17 protein-coding genes are annotated in these 17,541 nt (G+C 41.4%); 3 read left to right on the top strand and 14 right to left on the bottom strand.

Annotation, left to right across the window (positions count from 1 at the left end):
* Positions 1-352 precede the first annotated feature (352 nt).
* The 12 genes from VOI17_RS06885 to VOI17_RS06830 all read right to left on the bottom strand — a co-directional run bounded on the left by VOI17_RS06885 (position 353) and on the right by VOI17_RS06830 (position 13,174).
* Complete coding sequence (locus VOI17_RS06885; protein WP_323756508.1) at positions 353-784, bottom strand: hypothetical protein; 432 nt, start codon at positions 782-784, stop codon at positions 353-355.
* A 358-nt stretch (positions 785-1,142) separates the two neighbouring features.
* Positions 1,143-1,730, bottom strand: coding sequence for a DUF6642 family protein (locus VOI17_RS06880; protein ID WP_323756507.1), 588 nt, complete (start codon positions 1,728-1,730; stop codon positions 1,143-1,145).
* Between the two features lie 142 nt (positions 1,731-1,872).
* Positions 1,873-2,463 carry a hypothetical protein gene (locus tag VOI17_RS06875; protein ID WP_323756506.1) on the bottom strand — a complete coding sequence of 197 codons (591 nt, stop codon included), beginning with the start codon at positions 2,461-2,463 and terminating at the stop codon, positions 1,873-1,875.
* Positions 2,464-2,678: 215 nt separating this feature from the next.
* Positions 2,679-6,374: a phosphoribosylformylglycinamidine synthase gene (purL, locus tag VOI17_RS06870; RefSeq protein ID WP_323756505.1), complete on the bottom strand. Its 3,696-nt coding sequence runs from the start codon at positions 6,372-6,374 to the stop codon at positions 2,679-2,681.
* Positions 6,375-6,544: 170 nt separating this feature from the next.
* On the bottom strand, positions 6,545-7,009 hold the full coding sequence (locus VOI17_RS06865; protein WP_323756504.1) for a hypothetical protein: 465 nt from the start codon (positions 7,007-7,009) through the stop codon (positions 6,545-6,547).
* 107 nt (positions 7,010-7,116) lie between these two features.
* The gene (locus VOI17_RS06860) at positions 7,117-7,380 is read right to left on the bottom strand and encodes an acyl-CoA-binding protein (protein ID WP_323756503.1); all 264 of its coding nucleotides are present in this window, start codon (positions 7,378-7,380) and stop codon (positions 7,117-7,119) included.
* Between the two features lie 176 nt (positions 7,381-7,556).
* Positions 7,557-7,919, bottom strand: coding sequence for a glyoxalase/bleomycin resistance/extradiol dioxygenase family protein (locus tag VOI17_RS06855; RefSeq protein ID WP_323756502.1), 363 nt, complete (start codon positions 7,917-7,919; stop codon positions 7,557-7,559).
* Between the two features lie 40 nt (positions 7,920-7,959).
* Positions 7,960-8,952, bottom strand: coding sequence for a hypothetical protein (locus VOI17_RS06850; protein ID WP_323756501.1), 993 nt, complete (start codon positions 8,950-8,952; stop codon positions 7,960-7,962).
* 23 nt (positions 8,953-8,975) lie between these two features.
* The gene (locus tag VOI17_RS06845; protein ID WP_323756500.1) at positions 8,976-9,311 is read right to left on the bottom strand and encodes a n-acetylglutamate synthase; all 336 of its coding nucleotides are present in this window, start codon (positions 9,309-9,311) and stop codon (positions 8,976-8,978) included.
* Positions 9,312-9,542: 231 nt separating this feature from the next.
* Positions 9,543-10,634, bottom strand: a complete 1,092-nt coding sequence (locus VOI17_RS06840) for a putative glycoside hydrolase (RefSeq protein ID WP_323756499.1) — start codon at positions 10,632-10,634, stop codon at positions 9,543-9,545.
* Positions 10,631-11,722 carry a carbohydrate-binding family 9-like protein gene (locus VOI17_RS06835; protein ID WP_323756498.1) on the bottom strand — a complete coding sequence of 364 codons (1,092 nt, stop codon included), beginning with the start codon at positions 11,720-11,722 and terminating at the stop codon, positions 10,631-10,633. The genes VOI17_RS06840 and VOI17_RS06835 overlap by 4 nt, the downstream gene beginning before the upstream one ends.
* Positions 11,723-11,782: 60 nt before the next feature.
* Positions 11,783-13,174 carry a sodium-dependent transporter gene (locus VOI17_RS06830; RefSeq protein ID WP_323756497.1) on the bottom strand — a complete coding sequence of 464 codons (1,392 nt, stop codon included), beginning with the start codon at positions 13,172-13,174 and terminating at the stop codon, positions 11,783-11,785.
* Positions 13,175-13,302: 128 nt separating this feature from the next.
* Between VOI17_RS06830 and VOI17_RS06825 the strand changes: the two genes are divergently transcribed.
* Both VOI17_RS06825 and VOI17_RS06820 read left to right on the top strand, forming a co-directional pair.
* Positions 13,303-13,866 (top strand): peroxidase-related enzyme, encoded by a 564-nt coding sequence (locus VOI17_RS06825; protein WP_323756496.1) that lies wholly within the window; start codon positions 13,303-13,305, stop codon positions 13,864-13,866.
* Positions 13,867-13,901: 35 nt separating this feature from the next.
* The gene (locus VOI17_RS06820; RefSeq protein ID WP_323756495.1) at positions 13,902-15,155 is read left to right on the top strand and encodes a DUF819 domain-containing protein; all 1,254 of its coding nucleotides are present in this window, start codon (positions 13,902-13,904) and stop codon (positions 15,153-15,155) included.
* Positions 15,156-15,218: 63 nt separating this feature from the next.
* Here VOI17_RS06820 and VOI17_RS06815 read toward each other — a convergent pair whose 3' ends face one another.
* Both VOI17_RS06815 and VOI17_RS06810 read right to left on the bottom strand, forming a co-directional pair.
* Positions 15,219-15,476 carry a hypothetical protein gene (locus tag VOI17_RS06815; RefSeq protein ID WP_323756494.1) on the bottom strand — a complete coding sequence of 86 codons (258 nt, stop codon included), beginning with the start codon at positions 15,474-15,476 and terminating at the stop codon, positions 15,219-15,221.
* Between the two features lie 31 nt (positions 15,477-15,507).
* On the bottom strand, positions 15,508-16,458 hold the full coding sequence (locus tag VOI17_RS06810) for an OmpA/MotB family protein (RefSeq protein ID WP_323756493.1): 951 nt from the start codon (positions 16,456-16,458) through the stop codon (positions 15,508-15,510).
* Between the two features lie 131 nt (positions 16,459-16,589).
* On the opposite strand from VOI17_RS06810, the gene VOI17_RS06805 reads away from it, so the two are divergent.
* Complete coding sequence (locus tag VOI17_RS06805; RefSeq protein WP_323756492.1) at positions 16,590-17,459, top strand: SDR family oxidoreductase; 870 nt, start codon at positions 16,590-16,592, stop codon at positions 17,457-17,459.
* Positions 17,460-17,541: the final 82 nt, after the last annotated feature.

The raw sequence follows: 17,541 nt of genomic DNA, 5'->3' as shown, positions 1-17,541 counted from the left end.
GTTGGAGATAAATGTGGTTTCCCAAGGACAGAGTCCTTGGTGAATAGTGGTCACAGGTTTGGAAAACCTGCGACAGTGGTCTACTGCGACAAATTAATTGAATAGAAAGTTTAATAAGTTATCGCTCAGAACAGTCACCCTGCTCCGAGACTTCGGAGGTCTTTTTCAGAAATATAGATGGGATGAAAAAACCGAAAAGACCACTAAGAACCGCAAAGCTCATTTTGAAGGATACCGTGACCTCCGACACTTCGGTTGCCTTACCTCCCCGATGCAATCGAGGATGAGTTGGGGCTGGTCTCAGCGAGACGCGAAGACCAGTGGGGGATTAAAAAGTCTTTCTACGTTATCTTTACTTTTCAACACCAATAGGCACCTGAATGGAACTCACCGCTAGAGGGGAGGCTTGATCATCAGGAACAGTACTTGCTTTAATGACGCCTCCGGCAAAATCGCTTTCAAACTTCATGGTTGCAACTGAGGTCGTGAAATCCCCAGATATAGTAGTTTTTATATCTATGATTGCCAGTTTTCCTGATTTTACATCCCAATTAATTACCTCATGCACTTTATTGCCAGACCTCTCTTTATTTACTTTAAATGCGTAGGTGTACGTTTTGCCTGGAACTATACTTTTGGGCCCATCAAGACATACCCCAGTTCCATTAGTAAGAGCACAGGTAATAGCACCTTCTATTTCATCCTTAATCTCAGTATCATCATTATTACATGAAAGAATCAAAGAGAGTAAAAATAGACTAGCAATTCTGATGGAGTTGTTCATGTTTATCCAGTGGTTTTAATACGGGTTGGTTACTTCTTCTATAATATAGGTATAATTATAATGGTTATAATCATGTTTATTTAACGAAGTTGTGAGTTGTCTTAGCTTTATAGCCCAAGGGGTAAGCTCTGGGAGATTGGAATGCATGGTTTTAACCATTTAAATATGGTTGTAGGTCTCAGCGAGACGCTAAGACCAGTTGGGGCCTCTGACCTGTGAAATGCTAATTGTTCGATGACGGCTCTTTTCTTTCCCTGAGCCTGCCTCCCAAAGGCAGATAAATCAGAGAACCTGCGATAGTGGGTTAGTCCTTAGTGGCTTGTTGGTGAAGAACACCAACACAAGGGCGGAGAAGTATTTATTTTAGTTCCTTTTGGGTAATCATTCTAAACTCTAATTCTTTAAATTTTTTAGCAATGTCATTGATCTTGATTACAATAGAATCGATTCCACGGAGTGAAAACTCATTACCTTGTAATGCTTCTATTATTAGTAGATCATTTGCGGTTGACTTAACCCAATCAACGTCTGTTCCATATCCACATACCGCTAGTGCAGCAGTCGTTTTTAGAAGTTTTTTTATGTAACGTTTATCAATATTAAGTGTGCTGCAAGATCCGAAAATGAGTATTCTTCCTTTGCATCTGTTTGCGAGTATTTCAGCAATTTCTTCAAGAGTAATTTTACTGTCCTGAAGGTGTAATGTGTTTTGCTCTCCATGGAACGCTAAATATAAGATAGGGTAATCGTCATATTGTTTATTTGTCCATTTTTTAAGGTAAAACTCCATTTCAGATTTTGTAGCGCAATCCTTATGAATATATTTTGTGATTTGACATTTGTCAAGCAAATCAAGAACAGGTTCAATTGTTGATTTCGATTTAAAATTGGCATCCCAACTTCCTTCTAAACAAAAGATATTCTTTTTTTGATTATTGTTTCTCATCGTGGTTTGTTGGTTACCTGCTGAATCATCAAGTGGCGAAAAGTAACTCTAATAGAAGCTTTTGTCTTATCCATCGGTTAAAAACCGACTTATCTTACATCCTCGATACAATCGAGGATGAGTTGGTTTGGCTTGGGGAAATTCATTTCCTAAACCCAATTTCAGATTGACTCTTTCCTTTTAGTAAAGATTCTTTCAATTGTCTGAACTTATCATCATCAATCACTTTCCTTTCTCTAAGGTGAATTAAATTATTCAATTGACCTTCGCTAGGTAAGTCATGATCGATTGTTGCGTACTTATTTATTAGGTAATTGTTAATCTTACTCTTGAGATCAAGAATGAATTGATCAACAGTATTCTTATTTGGGATTCTTTCAAATAAAATAATACCTCCCGAAATATATAGTGGAATTATTACTTCCCTTTTACAATTGACATAACTAATTATACCACTAAACAATGCTAAACCGAACATCACAATGATTTCACCCCAGCCTGTTTTCTCACTCGATATTTTCGCTATCAAAAAAATAATAGACATCAATCCAAAAAAGGCAGTTACAACAATAATTATAGTATCTATCTTTTTTCGCCTACTAAGATTGTTAATCGCAATGTCTTCATAGGAGATAACAGTTTCATGGCTACTTGTTAGATTTTTTTCCCTAACAAACAGTCCTTCATCTTTAAAATCGAATTCACGAGTTGCAAATAATTTCCGCTGTTTCATAGTAGTATCTTGTATTGTACCTAACGTTATTTATGGTTCACAAAGGTGAAGTGTGGCAGTGAATATACATTTTCATAGTGTAAAATTTACATACCTTATTTTTTAACCAACTCCCAACAAAAAAACCACTCCCTCCGAAGTGTCGGAAAAAGTGGGTTTTGATGCTTTATAAGCCTTAGCGGCTCAATACTTAATACTCAATACGCATTACCGAGCTACGCTCGCGCAGCCACCCATTCCTTAGCATTCATAAAGGCTTTAATCCATGGGCTGAGAATGTCTTTGCGCTGCTCTATTGGGTAGTGCGCCCAGTTCCAAGGGAAGATAGAGCGCTCGAAGTGCGGCATAATGGCCAAGTGTCTGCCGTCTTTACTCGCCAAACCTGCTACATGGTAGTCAGAACCGTTTGGCGAAGCAGGGTAGGCCTCGTAAGAGTATTTGGCAATTACATTGTAAGCCGATTCTTTCTCTGGTAAAGCAAAACGGCCTTCACCGTGTGCCACCCAAATACCAAGCCTTGCGCCCGAAAGTGAGCCTAGCATTACCGAGTCATTTTCTGGAATGGTCACATTCACAAAACCCGACTCAAATTTGCCTGCAATGTTGTGCTTTAATTTAGGATGCGTTTCGTGTTCTGGGTAAAGCAAACCAAGTTCGCCCATCAACTGGCAACCGTTACAAATCCCCAATGAAATGGTGTCCTCACGGGCATAGAAATTGTCGAGGGCAGCTTTTGCTTTTTCGTTGTACAAGAAAGCACCCGCCCAGCCTTTGGCAGAACCCAAAACATCGGAATTGGAGAAGCCACCAACAAAGGCAATAAAGTTGACATCGCTCAGGTCTTCGGCACCAGAAATAAGGTCGGTCATGTGAATGTCCTTCACATCGAAACCAGCCAAATGCATGGCATAAGCCATTTCTCTGTCGCCATTCACGCCTTTTTCACGGATAATCGCTCCCTTAATTCCTGTTTTCTCTTTGCGGTCGGGGTTTAAGCCTAGCGCAGCATATTGGCCTTCAAAACCTTGTGGGAAAGTGAATTGTAATGGTTGTTTTTTATAGTTCTCAAAACGGGTTTTGGCCAGTTCGGCACCGCTTTGTTTTTGGTCTAATAAGAATGAGGTTTTGTACCACAGGTCTCTCATTTCCAAAATATCGAAGTTATAATCAGCGTTGGCTGTTTTAATCGATAATTCGTCTTCTGGTTTTGGAACCGCAATTTCGTGGAAAGTAACGCCCAGTGCTTTCAGTCTGTCTTTGATCGAAACGTTGTTTTCGTTGGCAATTTGAATGAGTAAACCTGGCTTTTCAGAGAAGAGCAGTTGCGCATCGTCTCCAGCCTCGATGCCAGAAAGGTCTACTTCCAAACCAAATTCTTCTTGTGCAAAACACATTTCCAATAAGGCAGTCACCATACCTCCAGCAGAAATATCGTGCCCGGCCAAAATGTGTTCTTCTTCAATTAAGGTTTGAATCAAATCGAAGGTTTTGGCGAATTTAGCGCTGTCCTTCACCATTGGTGCCGAAACGCCCACTTTGCCAATGACTTGCGCAAAAGAACTTCCGCCCAATTTAAAGTCATCTTCAGAAAGGTCGATGTACAATAAAGAAGAGTTAACAATCGGTTGAAGCACAGGCTCCACCACTTTCTTCAGGTCGGTTACTACGCCTACGGCAGAAATAATCACAGTGCCCGGAGAGTACACCACATCGTTCTCGTATTTCTGCGTCATCGACATGGAATCTTTCCCCGTAGGGATATTGATACCCAATTCTATGGCAAACTGGCTTACGCCTTCCACCGCTTTGTATAAACGAGCGTTTTCGCCTTCGTTTTTCGCTGGCCACATCCAGTTGGCGCTCAACGAAACGTTTTTGAGTCCACCTTCAATCGGTGCCCAAATCAGGTTGGTCAAAGCCTCGGCAATCGAAAGCTGAGAACCTGCCACCGGATCGACCAAAGCCGACACTGGCGCATGACCGATAGAAGTAGCAATTCCTTTAATGCCTCGGTAATCCATGGCCATTACGCCCACATTGTTTAAAGGCAATTGAATTGGTCCTGCCGTTTGCTGCTTGGCCACACGACCCGTAACGCAACGATCTACTTTGTTGGTGAGCCAATCTTTACAAGCAACTGCCTCTAATTGAAGGACCGCTTTTAAATAGTCTTCAATTTTAGCGTTGTCATAAGTCAAGTCCGCAAAAGTGTTGGCGATGGTTTTGTCTTCCAAAATGGTTTTTGGAGAAGAACCAAACATATGAGAGAGGTTCCAATCAATTGGGTTTTCACCCGATACTTTATTCTCGAATTTGAAGTGCTGGTCGCCAGTGGTTTCACCCACCACATAGAAAGGAGCTCTTTCTCTTTTGGCCACCCGCTCCATCAATTCAATGTCTTTCTGCTTCATGATCAAGCCCATTCGCTCTTGAGATTCGTTGCCGATGATCTCTTTGTCGGAAAGGGTAGGATCGCCTACCGGTAATTTCTTCACGTCAATGGTGCCGCCCGTTTCTTCTACCAGTTCCGAAAGGCAGTTCAAATGGCCACCTGCTCCGTGATCGTGAATTGAAACGATTGGGTTTTCATCCATTTCGGCCATGGCGCGCACCGCGTTGTACACACGCTTTTGCATTTCTGGGTTCGAACGCTGAATGGCGTTTAACTCGATGCCGCTAGAGAAAACACCCGTATCTACAGAAGATACAGCACTTCCGCCCATACCAATGCGGTAGTTGTCGCCACCCATTACGATGATTTTATCGCCAGTAGCAGGAGATTCTTTCAAGGCGTCTTTTTTCTTGCCGTAACCCACGCCACCAGCCAGCATAATCACTTTATCGAAACCGTATTTTTTGTCGGCTTCCGCATGTTCAAAAGTAAGTACCGAACCAGCAATCAGCGGTTGACCAAATTTATTTCCAAAATCAGAAGCTCCATTCGAAGCTTTGATCAAAATGTCCATTGGGGTTTGGTACAACCATTTTCTTTCCGGCATGTTGGCTTCCCAGTTTCTGTCGTTTTCTAAACGTGAATAGGAGGTCATGTACACGGCAGTTCCAGCCAAAGGCATAGAACCTTTTCCACCTGCCATTCTATCTCTAATTTCTCCACCTGCGCCAGTAGCCGCTCCGTTGAAGGGCTCTACGGTAGTAGGGAAGTTGTGCGTTTCGGCTTTTAATGAAATTACCGAATCAAAATCTTTGGTTTCAAACCAGTCGGCTTTGTCTTGGGTTTTTTGTGCGAATTGCTCTACACGAGGGCCTTCTACAAAAGCTACGTTATCCTTATAAGCAGACACCAATCTTGCAGGGTGTGCTTCCGAAGTTTTACGAATGAGTTTGAAGAGGGAAGAAGGCATTTCTTGGCCATCGATAATGAATACGCCATTAAAGATTTTATGTCGGCAATGCTCGGAGTTTACCTGAGAAAAACCGAATACTTCGCCATCGGTTAATTTTCTACCCAGTTGATCGCTGACACCGTTGAGGTAATCAATTTCTTCTTGGTTCAGCGCCAAACCTTCTTTTTGGTTATAGGCTGCAATGTCTTCGATATAAAGCACAGGTTCGGGCTGAATATCGATTTTGTAAATCTGCTGATCTAAACCTTTATAAGCCGCTTGCAACATGGGGTCGAAAGCGGTGTTGTTTAAATCTACTTTGTCAAATTCCTCGATACGCTCGATTCCAGAAACGCCCATGTTTTGGGTGATTTCAACCGCATTGGTACTCCAAGGCGTAATCATTTCTTTTCTAGGGCCGACAAAAGTGCCTTCTAGGGTTTCGCTCGCAATCAAAGTAGCATCACCAAAAAGCCAAGAAAGTTTTGGTATGTCCTGATCTTGTAGGGGTTGCGTAATATTTAAAGCGTAGATTTTGTCGTTTCCTGCATCGAAAAACTGAATCATTAGAACGAGGTTTTAAGGAGTGTAGATTTATGCTTGCAAAATTAGTAAAAGATTCGGCTTTGGGAATTAAAACATGGAGATTGAATGGGGCATAAAAAGAAAATCCGTCAGCCCATGATCTAATAGATTCTGAACTGACGGATAATTAATTATTTGTATGCCTAAGGCGATTACTTCATTTTGCTCAATTGCTCTTCTCCGGCTTTGTTAATGGCATAATCGCGCCATTTTTCATATTCTTCAGCATCCATGTTTTTTTCTGCAGCGCCTGCCGAAGGAGGAGTGAAGCTAAAGCTTGATTCCCACCATTGACGGGCATAATCTTTGGCTTGCTCTTTATCAATTTCAAATTGGCTGACCTGACCGTCTCCCAATAACCAAGGTTTTTCTTGGCTGCTGTACTTTTGAAAAATCATTGTGCGCATTTTGGTACCCATTTCGTCATTTCTTTGAAAATGAGCTTTTGAATAAGCCAGTGTTTCAGGCTCTATCATTTTGTTATCCCAAAAGCGTTTTGATTTAATAATCTGTGCGGATGTTAAAAGATAACCCTCACCAAACTCTAATAGTGAGCCTTCTAAATCACATGACCTAGCAGGTTTCTTCTTTTTCTTTCCGAAACTAAATAATCCCATTGTTGTTTATTTTGAATTTTGATTTAACCGTTCGCAATATGCGAAGAAAAATATTATTAATTGTTGTCGCCTAGGCTAAACGACTTTCATTAAATGCTATTGTGAAATTAATTTTCAGCGGATTTTAACTCGTTTACAAGGTCTATATAGGCTTTCATTGCTTCCTCCTCGCTTTGTCCTTCTATATTTTTCCAAGCATTGTATTTTGCGGCTGCCTTAAAGTCAAAACCTCCTGGTCTGTCGGTGTCATTGTCTCCGTGGGTGGCTTGTTTGTAAAGGGCATATAGCTTTAGAAGTTGTTCGTTTGACGGACGTTGGGTTAAGGTGTCCACAGTCTTTAGTGCATTCTGAAACGCTTCGTTTGATTCCATTCCGATCTTGTTTAGCTAAATTTGAAATCTAAAATTATTGAATATTGAGCGATATGCAACTATGAAAATGCAAGGGGTATAACTTTTAAATATCAGTTTGCTCAGGTTAATCAATAGAGAATTCTAGGCTAAACAAAGTCAGCTGGTTTTCAGTATTGCCATTCTATTAATAGAGATTAGGCATCTTCTACAATGAATATTGCATTGTTGTTCAAATCGTAAAAGCCAAACTCGTTTGTGCCCCATGAAGTCTTGAGTCTAAGCTTTTCCTTGGTAACAGTTCCTCTGGTTACAAATTCATTAAAAATGTGTTGGATATTTTTTACGAAAATCTTCATTACTGAACCTCCATTCAAAGGATCATCTTCCGTGTTTGCATGCCACTGTAAATGCATGTAAATGTTTTCACGCTGGAGCACAGCGTACATATGGTCACCAGAAAGCAATTTGAAACCCACTTTTTCGCCATACCATTTTACATCTCTTTCAATGTTAGTGGAAGGTAATACCGGTACTACATGAAGCATTTCAGTTTCCATAAAGCTGGTTTTAAAATGGGTATATTATAGGTGCTTAGTATTAAAAAGCCCAGCCTAATTTAAAACTTAGATCGAAATTTCCTGAAATACGCGTCTCTTTTTTGTTGGAATAATATTCTATGTCCAGCCAATCCCAGTGGTCTTCATAGTAGTAATAGTTGTCGGGAGTCCAAGAATGATCAGTTTTTCGATACCTCAAGCCTATTCCAAAAAAGGTTTCAACTACCAAGTTTTTAGAAAGGTAATGTTGAATTCCAATATGCGGAGAAATAGAGTAAAATGTTTTTTCGATTCTCATTCTCTCTGAAAAATAGAAGCGATCATCAGGTGTTGTCTGTGTATAGAAATCAAGGACAGCATCATGCGTTTTATGCAAATATTCTCCGGCAAGACTCACATACCACCTTGTTTGCTCATAGCTCCTGAAAAAGTACTTCTCTTCTATATTGAGCTTGAATCCATTGGCGTTTCGTGCATATTCATTGTCTCTGGCTAGAAAATGGGTGTAACTAATTTGGGTGCCAAATTTATCATTGTGTAGTCTTTCATAGCTTACTTCCACGCCCGGGTGATAGGCCAAAAAAACTGAAAATGGATTGAATCCGATCTTGTTTCTCCTCAGCAGCAGCGTGCTATCCATGGGGAAATAAGGGGTATAAGAATTGCCGGGCAGGTCCATATTGATGTGTACTTTTCTAGGGTACTTCCATTTCTTGCCAGTGATTTCATCAACCACATAGCCAGAGAGATAAGGGCTAAAGGTGTTTAACCAATAGACAGGTGCTTTTTTGGGGAGAATATAAACTCGTTTGGATTTCTCTTCGTTGAAAATTGACACGATGATAGGCTCTCTGCTATTTTTGGCTACAAAAGTAACAGGCGCATTCAACTTGTTTATAACTGTGTCGCCTTCATAGATGTAATTAACCTCTTTATCAGATTTTATTCTTATTTGAGAATAATTGCCATTGATTACAGTGGCACAAGAAGAAACGAGCCATACGAGGCCAATGAGAAGGATTGTATGACGCATGCTGTGTTTTGAGTTTACGCTGCCTAAATTTCCTCCAAGATAGAATTTCCCTTTGAGAGATCTCCAGAGGTCCATTCCCAAATTTCATGAAGCCTGATTTTTCCATTTGATAATACTTCAGGCCTAGAGTGACACTTGCCTGTCATCAATTGACCTTTACGATTTACTTGATGGTATCGCATGTCTATGTAGCCTTGTTCGTCTACTGATCCAATTAAATGACCTTTAACGATTTCGCCTCCTTGATATTGGGCGGTGAGAATGTTCCCTTCCTGCACATATTCAAAAATGGTATCAGCTGATGTTTCACCATTCAATGTATTGCTTACAGATCTGAATTTTCGATTGTTGTAGTTCATGAAAGTACTAAGTGATAATTTATTCTGGGGAACAATTAGTAAAAATATTTTAAGAGAGTGAGCTATATATTTTAATGATAAACAAAACTTAATATTGGGTTTGGTTGATGTGCTCCTCTGCTGAGCACATTACTTTTTGAAGTTAAGCAATCCTCTGTTCTAAATTACAAAAGGAGCAAACCTATTTGATTTGCTCCTTTTGATTGTGAGTTGATGTTCCGGTGCTCTGGGTTAAGATTTTTTCACTGCCGCAAAGGCCTTCAACTTTTCTTCTTTTAAAGCACCATTCGAAAAGAAAGACATGCCTTTGGCACCACCAGCTTTGGCAGCGGCTATGGTCTGAGCAATTTCTTCTGGTTTCATTTCTGGTAAATACACACCAGTGTGCAGCGGGAATTTACCATTCAATTCGTTTACGCCTTGTTGCGTAGCGTATTCAATCCAAGGAATGTCTTCTTCATAGAAGTTGTGGTAAATCATTGGGAACACAATGTCCAAATCCCATTCGTTCCAAGACTGACGCACAAGTTTTCTGGCCAATTCTGGATAAGGGAATACCGCAGCCGACATTTTCTTGCCTTTGGCGTGCACCGCTGCCGAAACTTGGTTTACCAATTTAGTAATGCTGTCCCATCGGTATTTTCTCCACTTTTCATCTTGACTCGGGTCTTCCACGCTGTCGGGTCTGTAACCATGTTCCGTCTCGAAATTGCCTTGGCATGTTTCGCAATAGCAGAAGTCGTATTCGGGCATCTCGTGGTCTTGTACTAAGTCGTATTTAGCCCAAAGTCCGTTGGGCAGAATGACATCGCAATAGCGCACATAATCCAAATGAATGGCAGAAAGCCCTTCGATATCGCAATGCGACACCATGAAGTTCTTCACATACTCCTGCACTTCTGGTTTAGAAGGGCAGAGCCATTGGTAATAGCCTACATAGGGGTTCACATCAAGACTAGACTCTCCATTTCGGCTCACGGCATACCATTCTGGATGCGCCTGTGCTTCGGTGTCGCCCGGGCGGTTCATAGTCCAAAGCCAAGCGTGTACTTCCTGACCAAGCTCTTGTGCAATCGGAATCAGCTTCTCTAACATTTGTCGTCCACCGCCAATAATAAGCCCAGTAATTCCTGCTTCGCGAAGCCCAGTTAATTCTGTTTTCCAGTCGGCTAGGGTTTTTTCATTGTTGCCGTCCACCCATACCCAGTATTTAAAATCACCTTCAGTAGAACTGGCTGTTCCGCAAGAAGTAAGTAGGGAAGGCGCCAGCATAAAGGCTGCTGAACCAAGGCTAATGTTTTTTATAAATTCTCGTTTTTTCATGGCTTTATTTCTTTCCAGATACGTCCCGTGTCGTTAATGAACCAAGCAGTGTCAGAGGTTTGTGCTTTTAATAAATAGGTTTGTTCGGTGCTGTTTAAGCTATAGGTTACTGTATTGGATCGACCCACTTTGTTTGGTAAATCGAAATTATCAAGTGATTGATCGAATGCTTTTTGGTCTCTTTTGAAATCAATTTGACCCCGATGAAAGTAATAGAGCACCTGCCTGATTTCTTCATCGGTTTGATTGACTTTCACAATGCTAACTCCTTCGTCAAGTACATTTTTATCAGAAAACTGAACAATGCCCCAAAACTCGGGCTCATGCATGGCAATGGCCCTTTGTGGCGACCAAACCCAATTGTGCTCTGGTAGATTTTTGTCTGTTTGAGGATCTTTCTGCTTTAGATACTTCCCATCAACCACTTCGGTTTTCCATTGCACCCGTGAGAAATTTAAGCGCCATTGGTCGCCATTATTAGGTGGGGTTTTCATAGTAGTGGCCTCACTCAGGGCATCCCATGGAATGGCTACTTCAACCGACCAACCTTTATCTTTATCATTAGGGTCGTTTAGGGTTCCGTTGACATGCACAGCCGATTCTAAACCATGGATATCCCAATGATCTATGGCATGACCGCCATTGCGGTAGGGGTGAGTGAGCAGTAAATCCCATACCGTATTGAGGGCGTTTACTTCAAATTCATAGTAATTCTGGGTGTCACCGTCCGGGTCAATGAAAATTTCGAAGTCGTTGTCGTAGAAGATTACGGCATCACGTTCTGTAAGAGTAGCCCAAACATGCGGTTCTTCCATTTCAGCATAGAAATAGAAGTAATTATCGTCCCAAAGCATTTTCATTCTGGTGTCGAAATAGGGCTTGGGTTTTTTATCCCCCTCAATATCTATAAAAGTATCCGTCCATAGCGCTGACTGCCAAGCAGCTTCCTTTTCTAAACCATCAATTTTGAGAGGAGTGGTTGTCTTTTGACTTATGTAAGAACGTCCTTGAATAAACTGAAATTGGGCTTGGACCGTAATGCAATGGCCTAGAATGGCCATGAAAAATAAGAATTTCTTCAACATCATAAATAAAAAAACCTCTTCCGTTTATGGAAGAGGTTCAATATCATAAATTCTGATCAGTAATTAAAAAATGCTTATACCAAAGTAGGTCTTCAACACAGTAATTACGAAAATAAACCCTAGTACGGCAGGCGCTAAATATCCTACTGCAAAGTTCAAGTACTTCTGTAGGAAAGATCCTTTGTAGTTAGGTGCGCCATGAGAAAGCTCTTCATCCAAATTGTGTTTTTTCCAAACATGGGCAGCAAAGAAAACGATCAAACATCCACCTAAAGGCAGAAGTGTATCATTGGCTACATTGGCGATAAAACTCAAGAAATCGGTAGCGGTTTCAGAGCCAGGGTAAGTAACGAATTTCGAGAAGAATTCAGAATATCCGTTTCCTAATAAAGAAGGAATACCGATTAAGAAGATAGCACCTGCTACCAACCAAACTGCTCTGCTTCTTCTAACATTTTTTTCGTCCACTACATAGGCTACAGGCACTTCAAGTAGAGAGACTGTTGATGTAAGGGCTGCGAAACAGAGCAACACGAAGAATAATGTTCCTGCCACTGCTCCAAGAGTTCCTCCAATGGTTCCAAAAATTTCAGGCAAGGTTTCGAAAATTAATCCAGGGCCACTGCCTACATTGTCCATTGCGCCACCACTCATAAAGCCAATTAAAGGGAAGATCATCATACCCGCCAATACAGCAATACCTACATCGGCAAGCGTAATAAAAGCCGCAGCAGAAACAATGTTTTCTTTTTTATTCACATAAGAACCGTAAGTAATTAGGGCACCCATTCCTAAAGAAAGAGAGAAGAAAGCTTGTCCTAAAGCGTTGATTACTACTTGGGTATTGATTTCAGAAAAATCAGGGACTAGGTAGAATCTCAAACCGTCCATTGCGTTGGGTAAGGTTAAAGCGTAACCCACAATAAGGAGAATCATGATCAAAAGCGAAGGCATTAAAAATTTAGCCGCCTTTTCGATTCCGCCCGAAATACCTTTGGATACCACGTAAGCCGTAGTTGCCATAAATACCATTCCGTACGCGCCCACTTTAAATACATCTTGTGTAAATTCACTGAAATGTGTGGCAATATCAAAGTTGCCTATCGCCATTTCGTACACATAACCGAAAGCCCAACCTGCAATTACGTTATAGAAAGAAAGGATCAGGAAACCACTGAATATCCCCATTTTTCCTACAAAATTCCATTTTTTAAACCCTAAAGCGTTGAAAGCCCCAACAGGGTTTTTTTGAGTTTTTCGACCAATAGCGATTTCCGTAACCATTACGGGGTAACACAATACAAAACAAAAAATAAGGTACATCACCACAAAAGCGGCTCCTCCGCCTTGTCCTACCTCATAAGGGAACCCCCAAATGTTACCTAGTCCCACGGCAGAGCCAGCTGCTGCCATGATAAAACCCAACCGACTTGAAAAACCTCCTCTATTAGCCATATTTGAATAGTTTAAAACCCGAATATATGTGTTTAAATTAATCCGTGCCTCCCATTGGTCATAAAATCTTTCAGAAATTCCCTTACTGGTAGTCTATATGTTAATTTGTGCCGAATTTGAATTGCACCATGCCTTATATAGAAGTAATTGAACACGCCCAAGCGGAAGGAAAGCTAAAGGAGGTTTATGATCACTTATTAGAAACCCGTGGAAAGTTGGCCGAAGTACATAAAATACAAAGTCTAAATCCGGAGTCCATCATGAATCATATGGATTTGTACATGACAATTATGTTTGGCCAGTCACCATTAAAAAGGTACCAGCGCGAAATGATTGCGGTGGTGGTGTCGGCTGTTAACGATTGTGAATACTGCCAAACGCATCATGGCGCAGCACTTAATCATTTCTGGAAAGATGAAACGAAAGTGCAGGCGCTTTGGAATGATTACGAGAAAGTAGAACTCAAAGAGGTGGATCTGTTGCTCTGCCGTTATGCAGCTGGATTAACTAGCGCACCAAGTATGGTGAATGAAGCCGAGTTTATTACTCCTTTAAAGGAAGCTGGAATATCAGAAAGGGCCATTTTAGATGCCGCTTTGGTGATTGCTTACTTCAATTTTGTGAACCGATTGGTGTTAGGTTTAGGTGTTCAATTGGAAGAAGATAAAGGAGAAGGTTATAAATACGATTAAAATCCCTTTTTTTAGGGTTCGAAATTCAAATAAGTATGGAGCCATTTTTTACTAATGATGCCGTAGTTCTCGGTTTACTTCTTATTGTCATTGCCGCAGTGTTTCACACTTCGCATTCGCCAAAGCCTTTATGGAAGAAGTTTTATACTATTGTCCCCAGTATTCTATTGTGTTACTTTTTGCCTGCTTTACTCAATTGGCCTTTGGGCTTAATTTCGGGTGAAGAGTCGAACTTGTACTTTGTGGCTTCACGCTATTTATTGCCAGCCAGTTTGGTTTTGCTTTGTCTAAGCATCGATCTAAAAGGAATTATTAACCTGGGGCCAAAGGCGTTGATCATGTTTTTTGCCGCCACCATCGGTATTGTCATCGGAGGACCAATTGCCATTTTATTTATTTCGGCTGTTGCACCAAGTGTTTTGGATGTTGGGGGTGCCGAAGAAGTATGGAGAGGATTAACTACTGTGGCGGGGAGTTGGATTGGAGGAGGCGCCAACCAAGCGTCCATGAAAGAAATTTATGAGGTAAGCGATGAGCTCTTTTCTCAGATGATTGTAATCGATGTGATCTGCGCCAATATATGGACAGGATTTTTGCTCTATGGAGCCAATCAAGCCAAAAGAGTAGACCGTTGGTTGAAATCGGATACAACGGCCATAGACGACCTTAAAAAGAGGGTAGAAGACTATCAAGCGAGTATCGCTAAGGTGCCAACCCTCAACGAAGTGATGACCATTTTAGCAGTGGCCTTTGGTGCCACTGCCTTGGCCCGTTGGGGGGCTGATTCCATTCAGCCGGTAATGGAACGAAATATTGATTTCCTTGATAAGTATAATCTAACATCGCTCAATTCAGACTTCTTTTGGTTGGTAGTAATTGCCACTACCATTGGTGTAGGGCTTTCGTTTACCAAAGCCAGAAAACTAGAAGGCGCAGGTGCCAGTCGTTTGGGTTCTGTTTTTATCTTTATTCTGGTGGCTACCATTGGTATGCAGATGAACATCCGCGAAGTGTTTGATAACCCAGGGCTGTTTGCCATTGGCATCAGCTGGATGCTCGTTCATGTGATCATTATGATTATCGTAGCGAAGATTATTAAAGCGCCTTTCTTCTTTGTGGCTGTAGGCAGTCAAGCCAATGTAGGCGGAGCTGCTTCGGCTCCAGTTGTGGCTTCGGCATTTAGCCCAGCTTTAGCACCAGTAGGAGTATTACTTGCCGTACTAGGCTATGCGCTCGGTACTTATGGCGCTATTCTTTGCGCTCAGCTTATGGAATGGGTTTCGACTTGAGAGGGAGTTTAAAGTTTATTGAAGAAAGTGTTTAAAGTTTATTCTTTTTCAGCTTGAAATAGACTACCTACTCTCAATCTCCGCCTGTATCTTCTTACGGATGGGCATAAAGACCAAAAGTGGGAATACAACGCCAGCAATCACGAGGAAGGGGATGAGCTGATAGGCTTGGTTATTATGTTTTACAAGGGCAGCGATTGTAAGCAAAATGGCTGATAGCGCAGTCAGTGCAAACATCATGATTTGCAGCCTTTTAAAGTGCTTTTTCTTTTTCTCCAGTTCTTCTAAACTGTATTTCGAAAACTCGTTTTGTGTTGACATAACTATGAAATCAAATGCTGATGAAATTGGTTTAGTAATTCTCTAGAATCTTAAAGAGTTCGTCCAGTTTTGGCGTCAAGATAATCTCTGTTCTTCGGTTTTTAGCTTTGTTTTCTGGGCTATCATTTGCGGCAACTGGAGTGCTTTCGCCTCGGCCAGAAGCGGTGATTGACATAGGCGTTACACCACCTTCTACCAGAATCCTCACAATGGAAGTAGCACGGAGTACACTCAAATCCCAGTTATCGCTCATGTATTGCGTTTTTCTTGAAAAAGGGACATTGTCCGTATGGCCTTCCACCATAATATTAATATCAGGGTTGGTCTTAATGGCATTGGCCAATTGTTGTAATGCACTAACACCCTTTTTGTCGACAGCTATGCTTCCAGAACCAAATAATAGTTGCTCTGCTAACGAAACATAGACCTTTCCGTTTCTTACTTCCACTTTTAAATCGTCTTCATTGAAGTTGAGCAGTGCGTTGGTTACCTTATTTTTAAGCGCCTGCACAGCTGCCTCTTTATCAGAAATCAGCTTTTCTAATTCGGCTACACGCGCTTCGCGCTTGCTTAAGTCCTCTGCCAATTCTTCATTTCTCTTTTTCTGAATACCAAGGTCTTCTTCCATGGCCAATAAGCGTGTTTGTTGACGGGCCAAATCTTGGTTCAACTGGCCGCTGTTGGTCAATAGGTTTTCATAAAGCCCTTTGATTCTTCCATGTTCAGAACGCAGGGCTTTTAATTCCTTATCGATAATATCGAAGTCACTTTGTAAGGTGTTTTTTTCGGTGGTTAGGTCATTAAGTTGAACTTCCAATCGATTGATTTTCTCATTGGCTATGGAGAGTTCGCTTTCTAATTGAGCTTTCTCTGTTAATAGCCCGTTTTTCTCCGACATTAAGGCATCAAAATCTTTTTTGGCCACGCAAGAGGATAAGGAAAGAACAATAACGATTGAAAGGTAAGAAAGGAGCTGTTTCATAAATTGAGGTTTACAGGGTAAATATGAATAATCTGAACCGGAAAATCACGGACATTAACGATGGACGGCCTTAAAAAGATTGTGCTGCATGCATAATAATTTATAACTTGGTAATCGAAGCAAAACAGACTATGAGAACAGACGGAATGCTCAGAGAAGGAGCACTAAAAGATCAGACGATTATTGTAACGGGTGGAGGTACAGGTCTTGGCCGTGCCATGGGTACATATTTCTTAGAGTTGGGTGCCAATTTGGTGATCACGAGTCGTAAGATTGAAGTATTAGAGCAAACGGCTAAGGAAATGGAAGCCCAAACGGGTGGAAAGGTATTGGCCGTTCAATGCGATGTTCGTGATTACGAGCAAGTAGAAAATGTGCTGAAAGTAACCGAAGAACGTTTTGGTCAGATCCATGCACTTTTGAATAATGCGGCTGGAAACTTTATCAGTCCTACAGAGCGGCTGTCTAACCGCGCTTTCGACACGGTAATAGATATTGTTTTAAAAGGCACCACCAATTTCACCCTGGCTTTGGGTAAAAAATGGATTGCCAACAAGCAACCAGGAACGGTATTGAACATTGTAACTACCTATGCTTGGACAGGCTCTGGTTATGTAGTGCCTTCTGCTTGCGCCAAAGCTGGTGTTTTGGCTATGACACGCTCTCTGGCGGTAGAATGGGCCAAATATAAAATTAGAATGAATGCTATTGCCCCAGGACCATTCCCTACGGAAGGTGCATGGAGCCGTTTGCTGCCAGGTGATTTAGTGAAGAAATTCGATCCTGCTAAACTGGTGCCAGTAGGCAGGGTAGGAGAACACCAAGAACTGGCCAATTTGGCGGCTTATTTAATGTCGGATTATTCGGCATATGTAAATGGCGAAGTGGTAACCATTGATGGCGGTGAGTGGCTACAAGGCGCTGGAGAATTCAGCCATTTGGAGAAAATACCACAAGAAATGTGGGACATGCTTGAAGCCCAACGCGGAAAAAAGCAATAAGCCCTAAGCTACTTTGGGGCTACTGGAAAGCCAAGCGTAAAATTAAAGATATTGAGTTGTAGCTGATGTCTTTTTACTGGCT

This window comes from Roseivirga sp. (assembly GCF_034669765.1).
Taxonomy (GTDB): domain Bacteria; phylum Bacteroidota; class Bacteroidia; order Cytophagales; family Cyclobacteriaceae; genus Roseivirga.
This window is presented reverse-complemented; position numbering and strand designations above follow the sequence as displayed.

Excerpts from the sequence above, each read along its gene's own strand:
- VOI17_RS06885 (WP_323756508.1), bottom strand. The coding sequence starts at position 784 with ATGAACAACTCCATCAGAATTGCTAGTCTATTTTTACTCTCTTTGATT.
- VOI17_RS06880 (WP_323756507.1), bottom strand. The coding sequence starts at position 1,730 with ATGAGAAACAATAATCAAAAAAAGAATATCTTTTGTTTAGAAGGAAGT.
- VOI17_RS06875 (WP_323756506.1), bottom strand. The coding sequence starts at position 2,463 with ATGAAACAGCGGAAATTATTTGCAACTCGTGAATTCGATTTTAAAGAT.
- purL (WP_323756505.1), bottom strand. The coding sequence starts at position 6,374 with ATGATTCAGTTTTTCGATGCAGGAAACGACAAAATCTACGCTTTAAAT.
- VOI17_RS06865 (WP_323756504.1), bottom strand. The coding sequence starts at position 7,009 with ATGGGATTATTTAGTTTCGGAAAGAAAAAGAAGAAACCTGCTAGGTCA.
- VOI17_RS06860 (WP_323756503.1), bottom strand. The coding sequence starts at position 7,380 with ATGGAATCAAACGAAGCGTTTCAGAATGCACTAAAGACTGTGGACACC.
- VOI17_RS06855 (WP_323756502.1), bottom strand. The coding sequence starts at position 7,919 with ATGGAAACTGAAATGCTTCATGTAGTACCGGTATTACCTTCCACTAAC.
- VOI17_RS06850 (WP_323756501.1), bottom strand. The coding sequence starts at position 8,952 with ATGCGTCATACAATCCTTCTCATTGGCCTCGTATGGCTCGTTTCTTCT.
- VOI17_RS06845 (WP_323756500.1), bottom strand. The coding sequence starts at position 9,311 with ATGAACTACAACAATCGAAAATTCAGATCTGTAAGCAATACATTGAAT.
- VOI17_RS06840 (WP_323756499.1), bottom strand. The coding sequence starts at position 10,634 with ATGAAAAAACGAGAATTTATAAAAAACATTAGCCTTGGTTCAGCAGCC.
- VOI17_RS06835 (WP_323756498.1), bottom strand. The coding sequence starts at position 11,722 with ATGATGTTGAAGAAATTCTTATTTTTCATGGCCATTCTAGGCCATTGC.
- VOI17_RS06830 (WP_323756497.1), bottom strand. The coding sequence starts at position 13,174 with ATGGCTAATAGAGGAGGTTTTTCAAGTCGGTTGGGTTTTATCATGGCA.
- VOI17_RS06825 (WP_323756496.1), top strand. The coding sequence starts at position 13,303 with ATGCCTTATATAGAAGTAATTGAACACGCCCAAGCGGAAGGAAAGCTA.
- VOI17_RS06820 (WP_323756495.1), top strand. The coding sequence starts at position 13,902 with ATGGAGCCATTTTTTACTAATGATGCCGTAGTTCTCGGTTTACTTCTT.
- VOI17_RS06815 (WP_323756494.1), bottom strand. The coding sequence starts at position 15,476 with ATGTCAACACAAAACGAGTTTTCGAAATACAGTTTAGAAGAACTGGAG.
- VOI17_RS06810 (WP_323756493.1), bottom strand. The coding sequence starts at position 16,458 with ATGAAACAGCTCCTTTCTTACCTTTCAATCGTTATTGTTCTTTCCTTA.
- VOI17_RS06805 (WP_323756492.1), top strand. The coding sequence starts at position 16,590 with ATGAGAACAGACGGAATGCTCAGAGAAGGAGCACTAAAAGATCAGACG.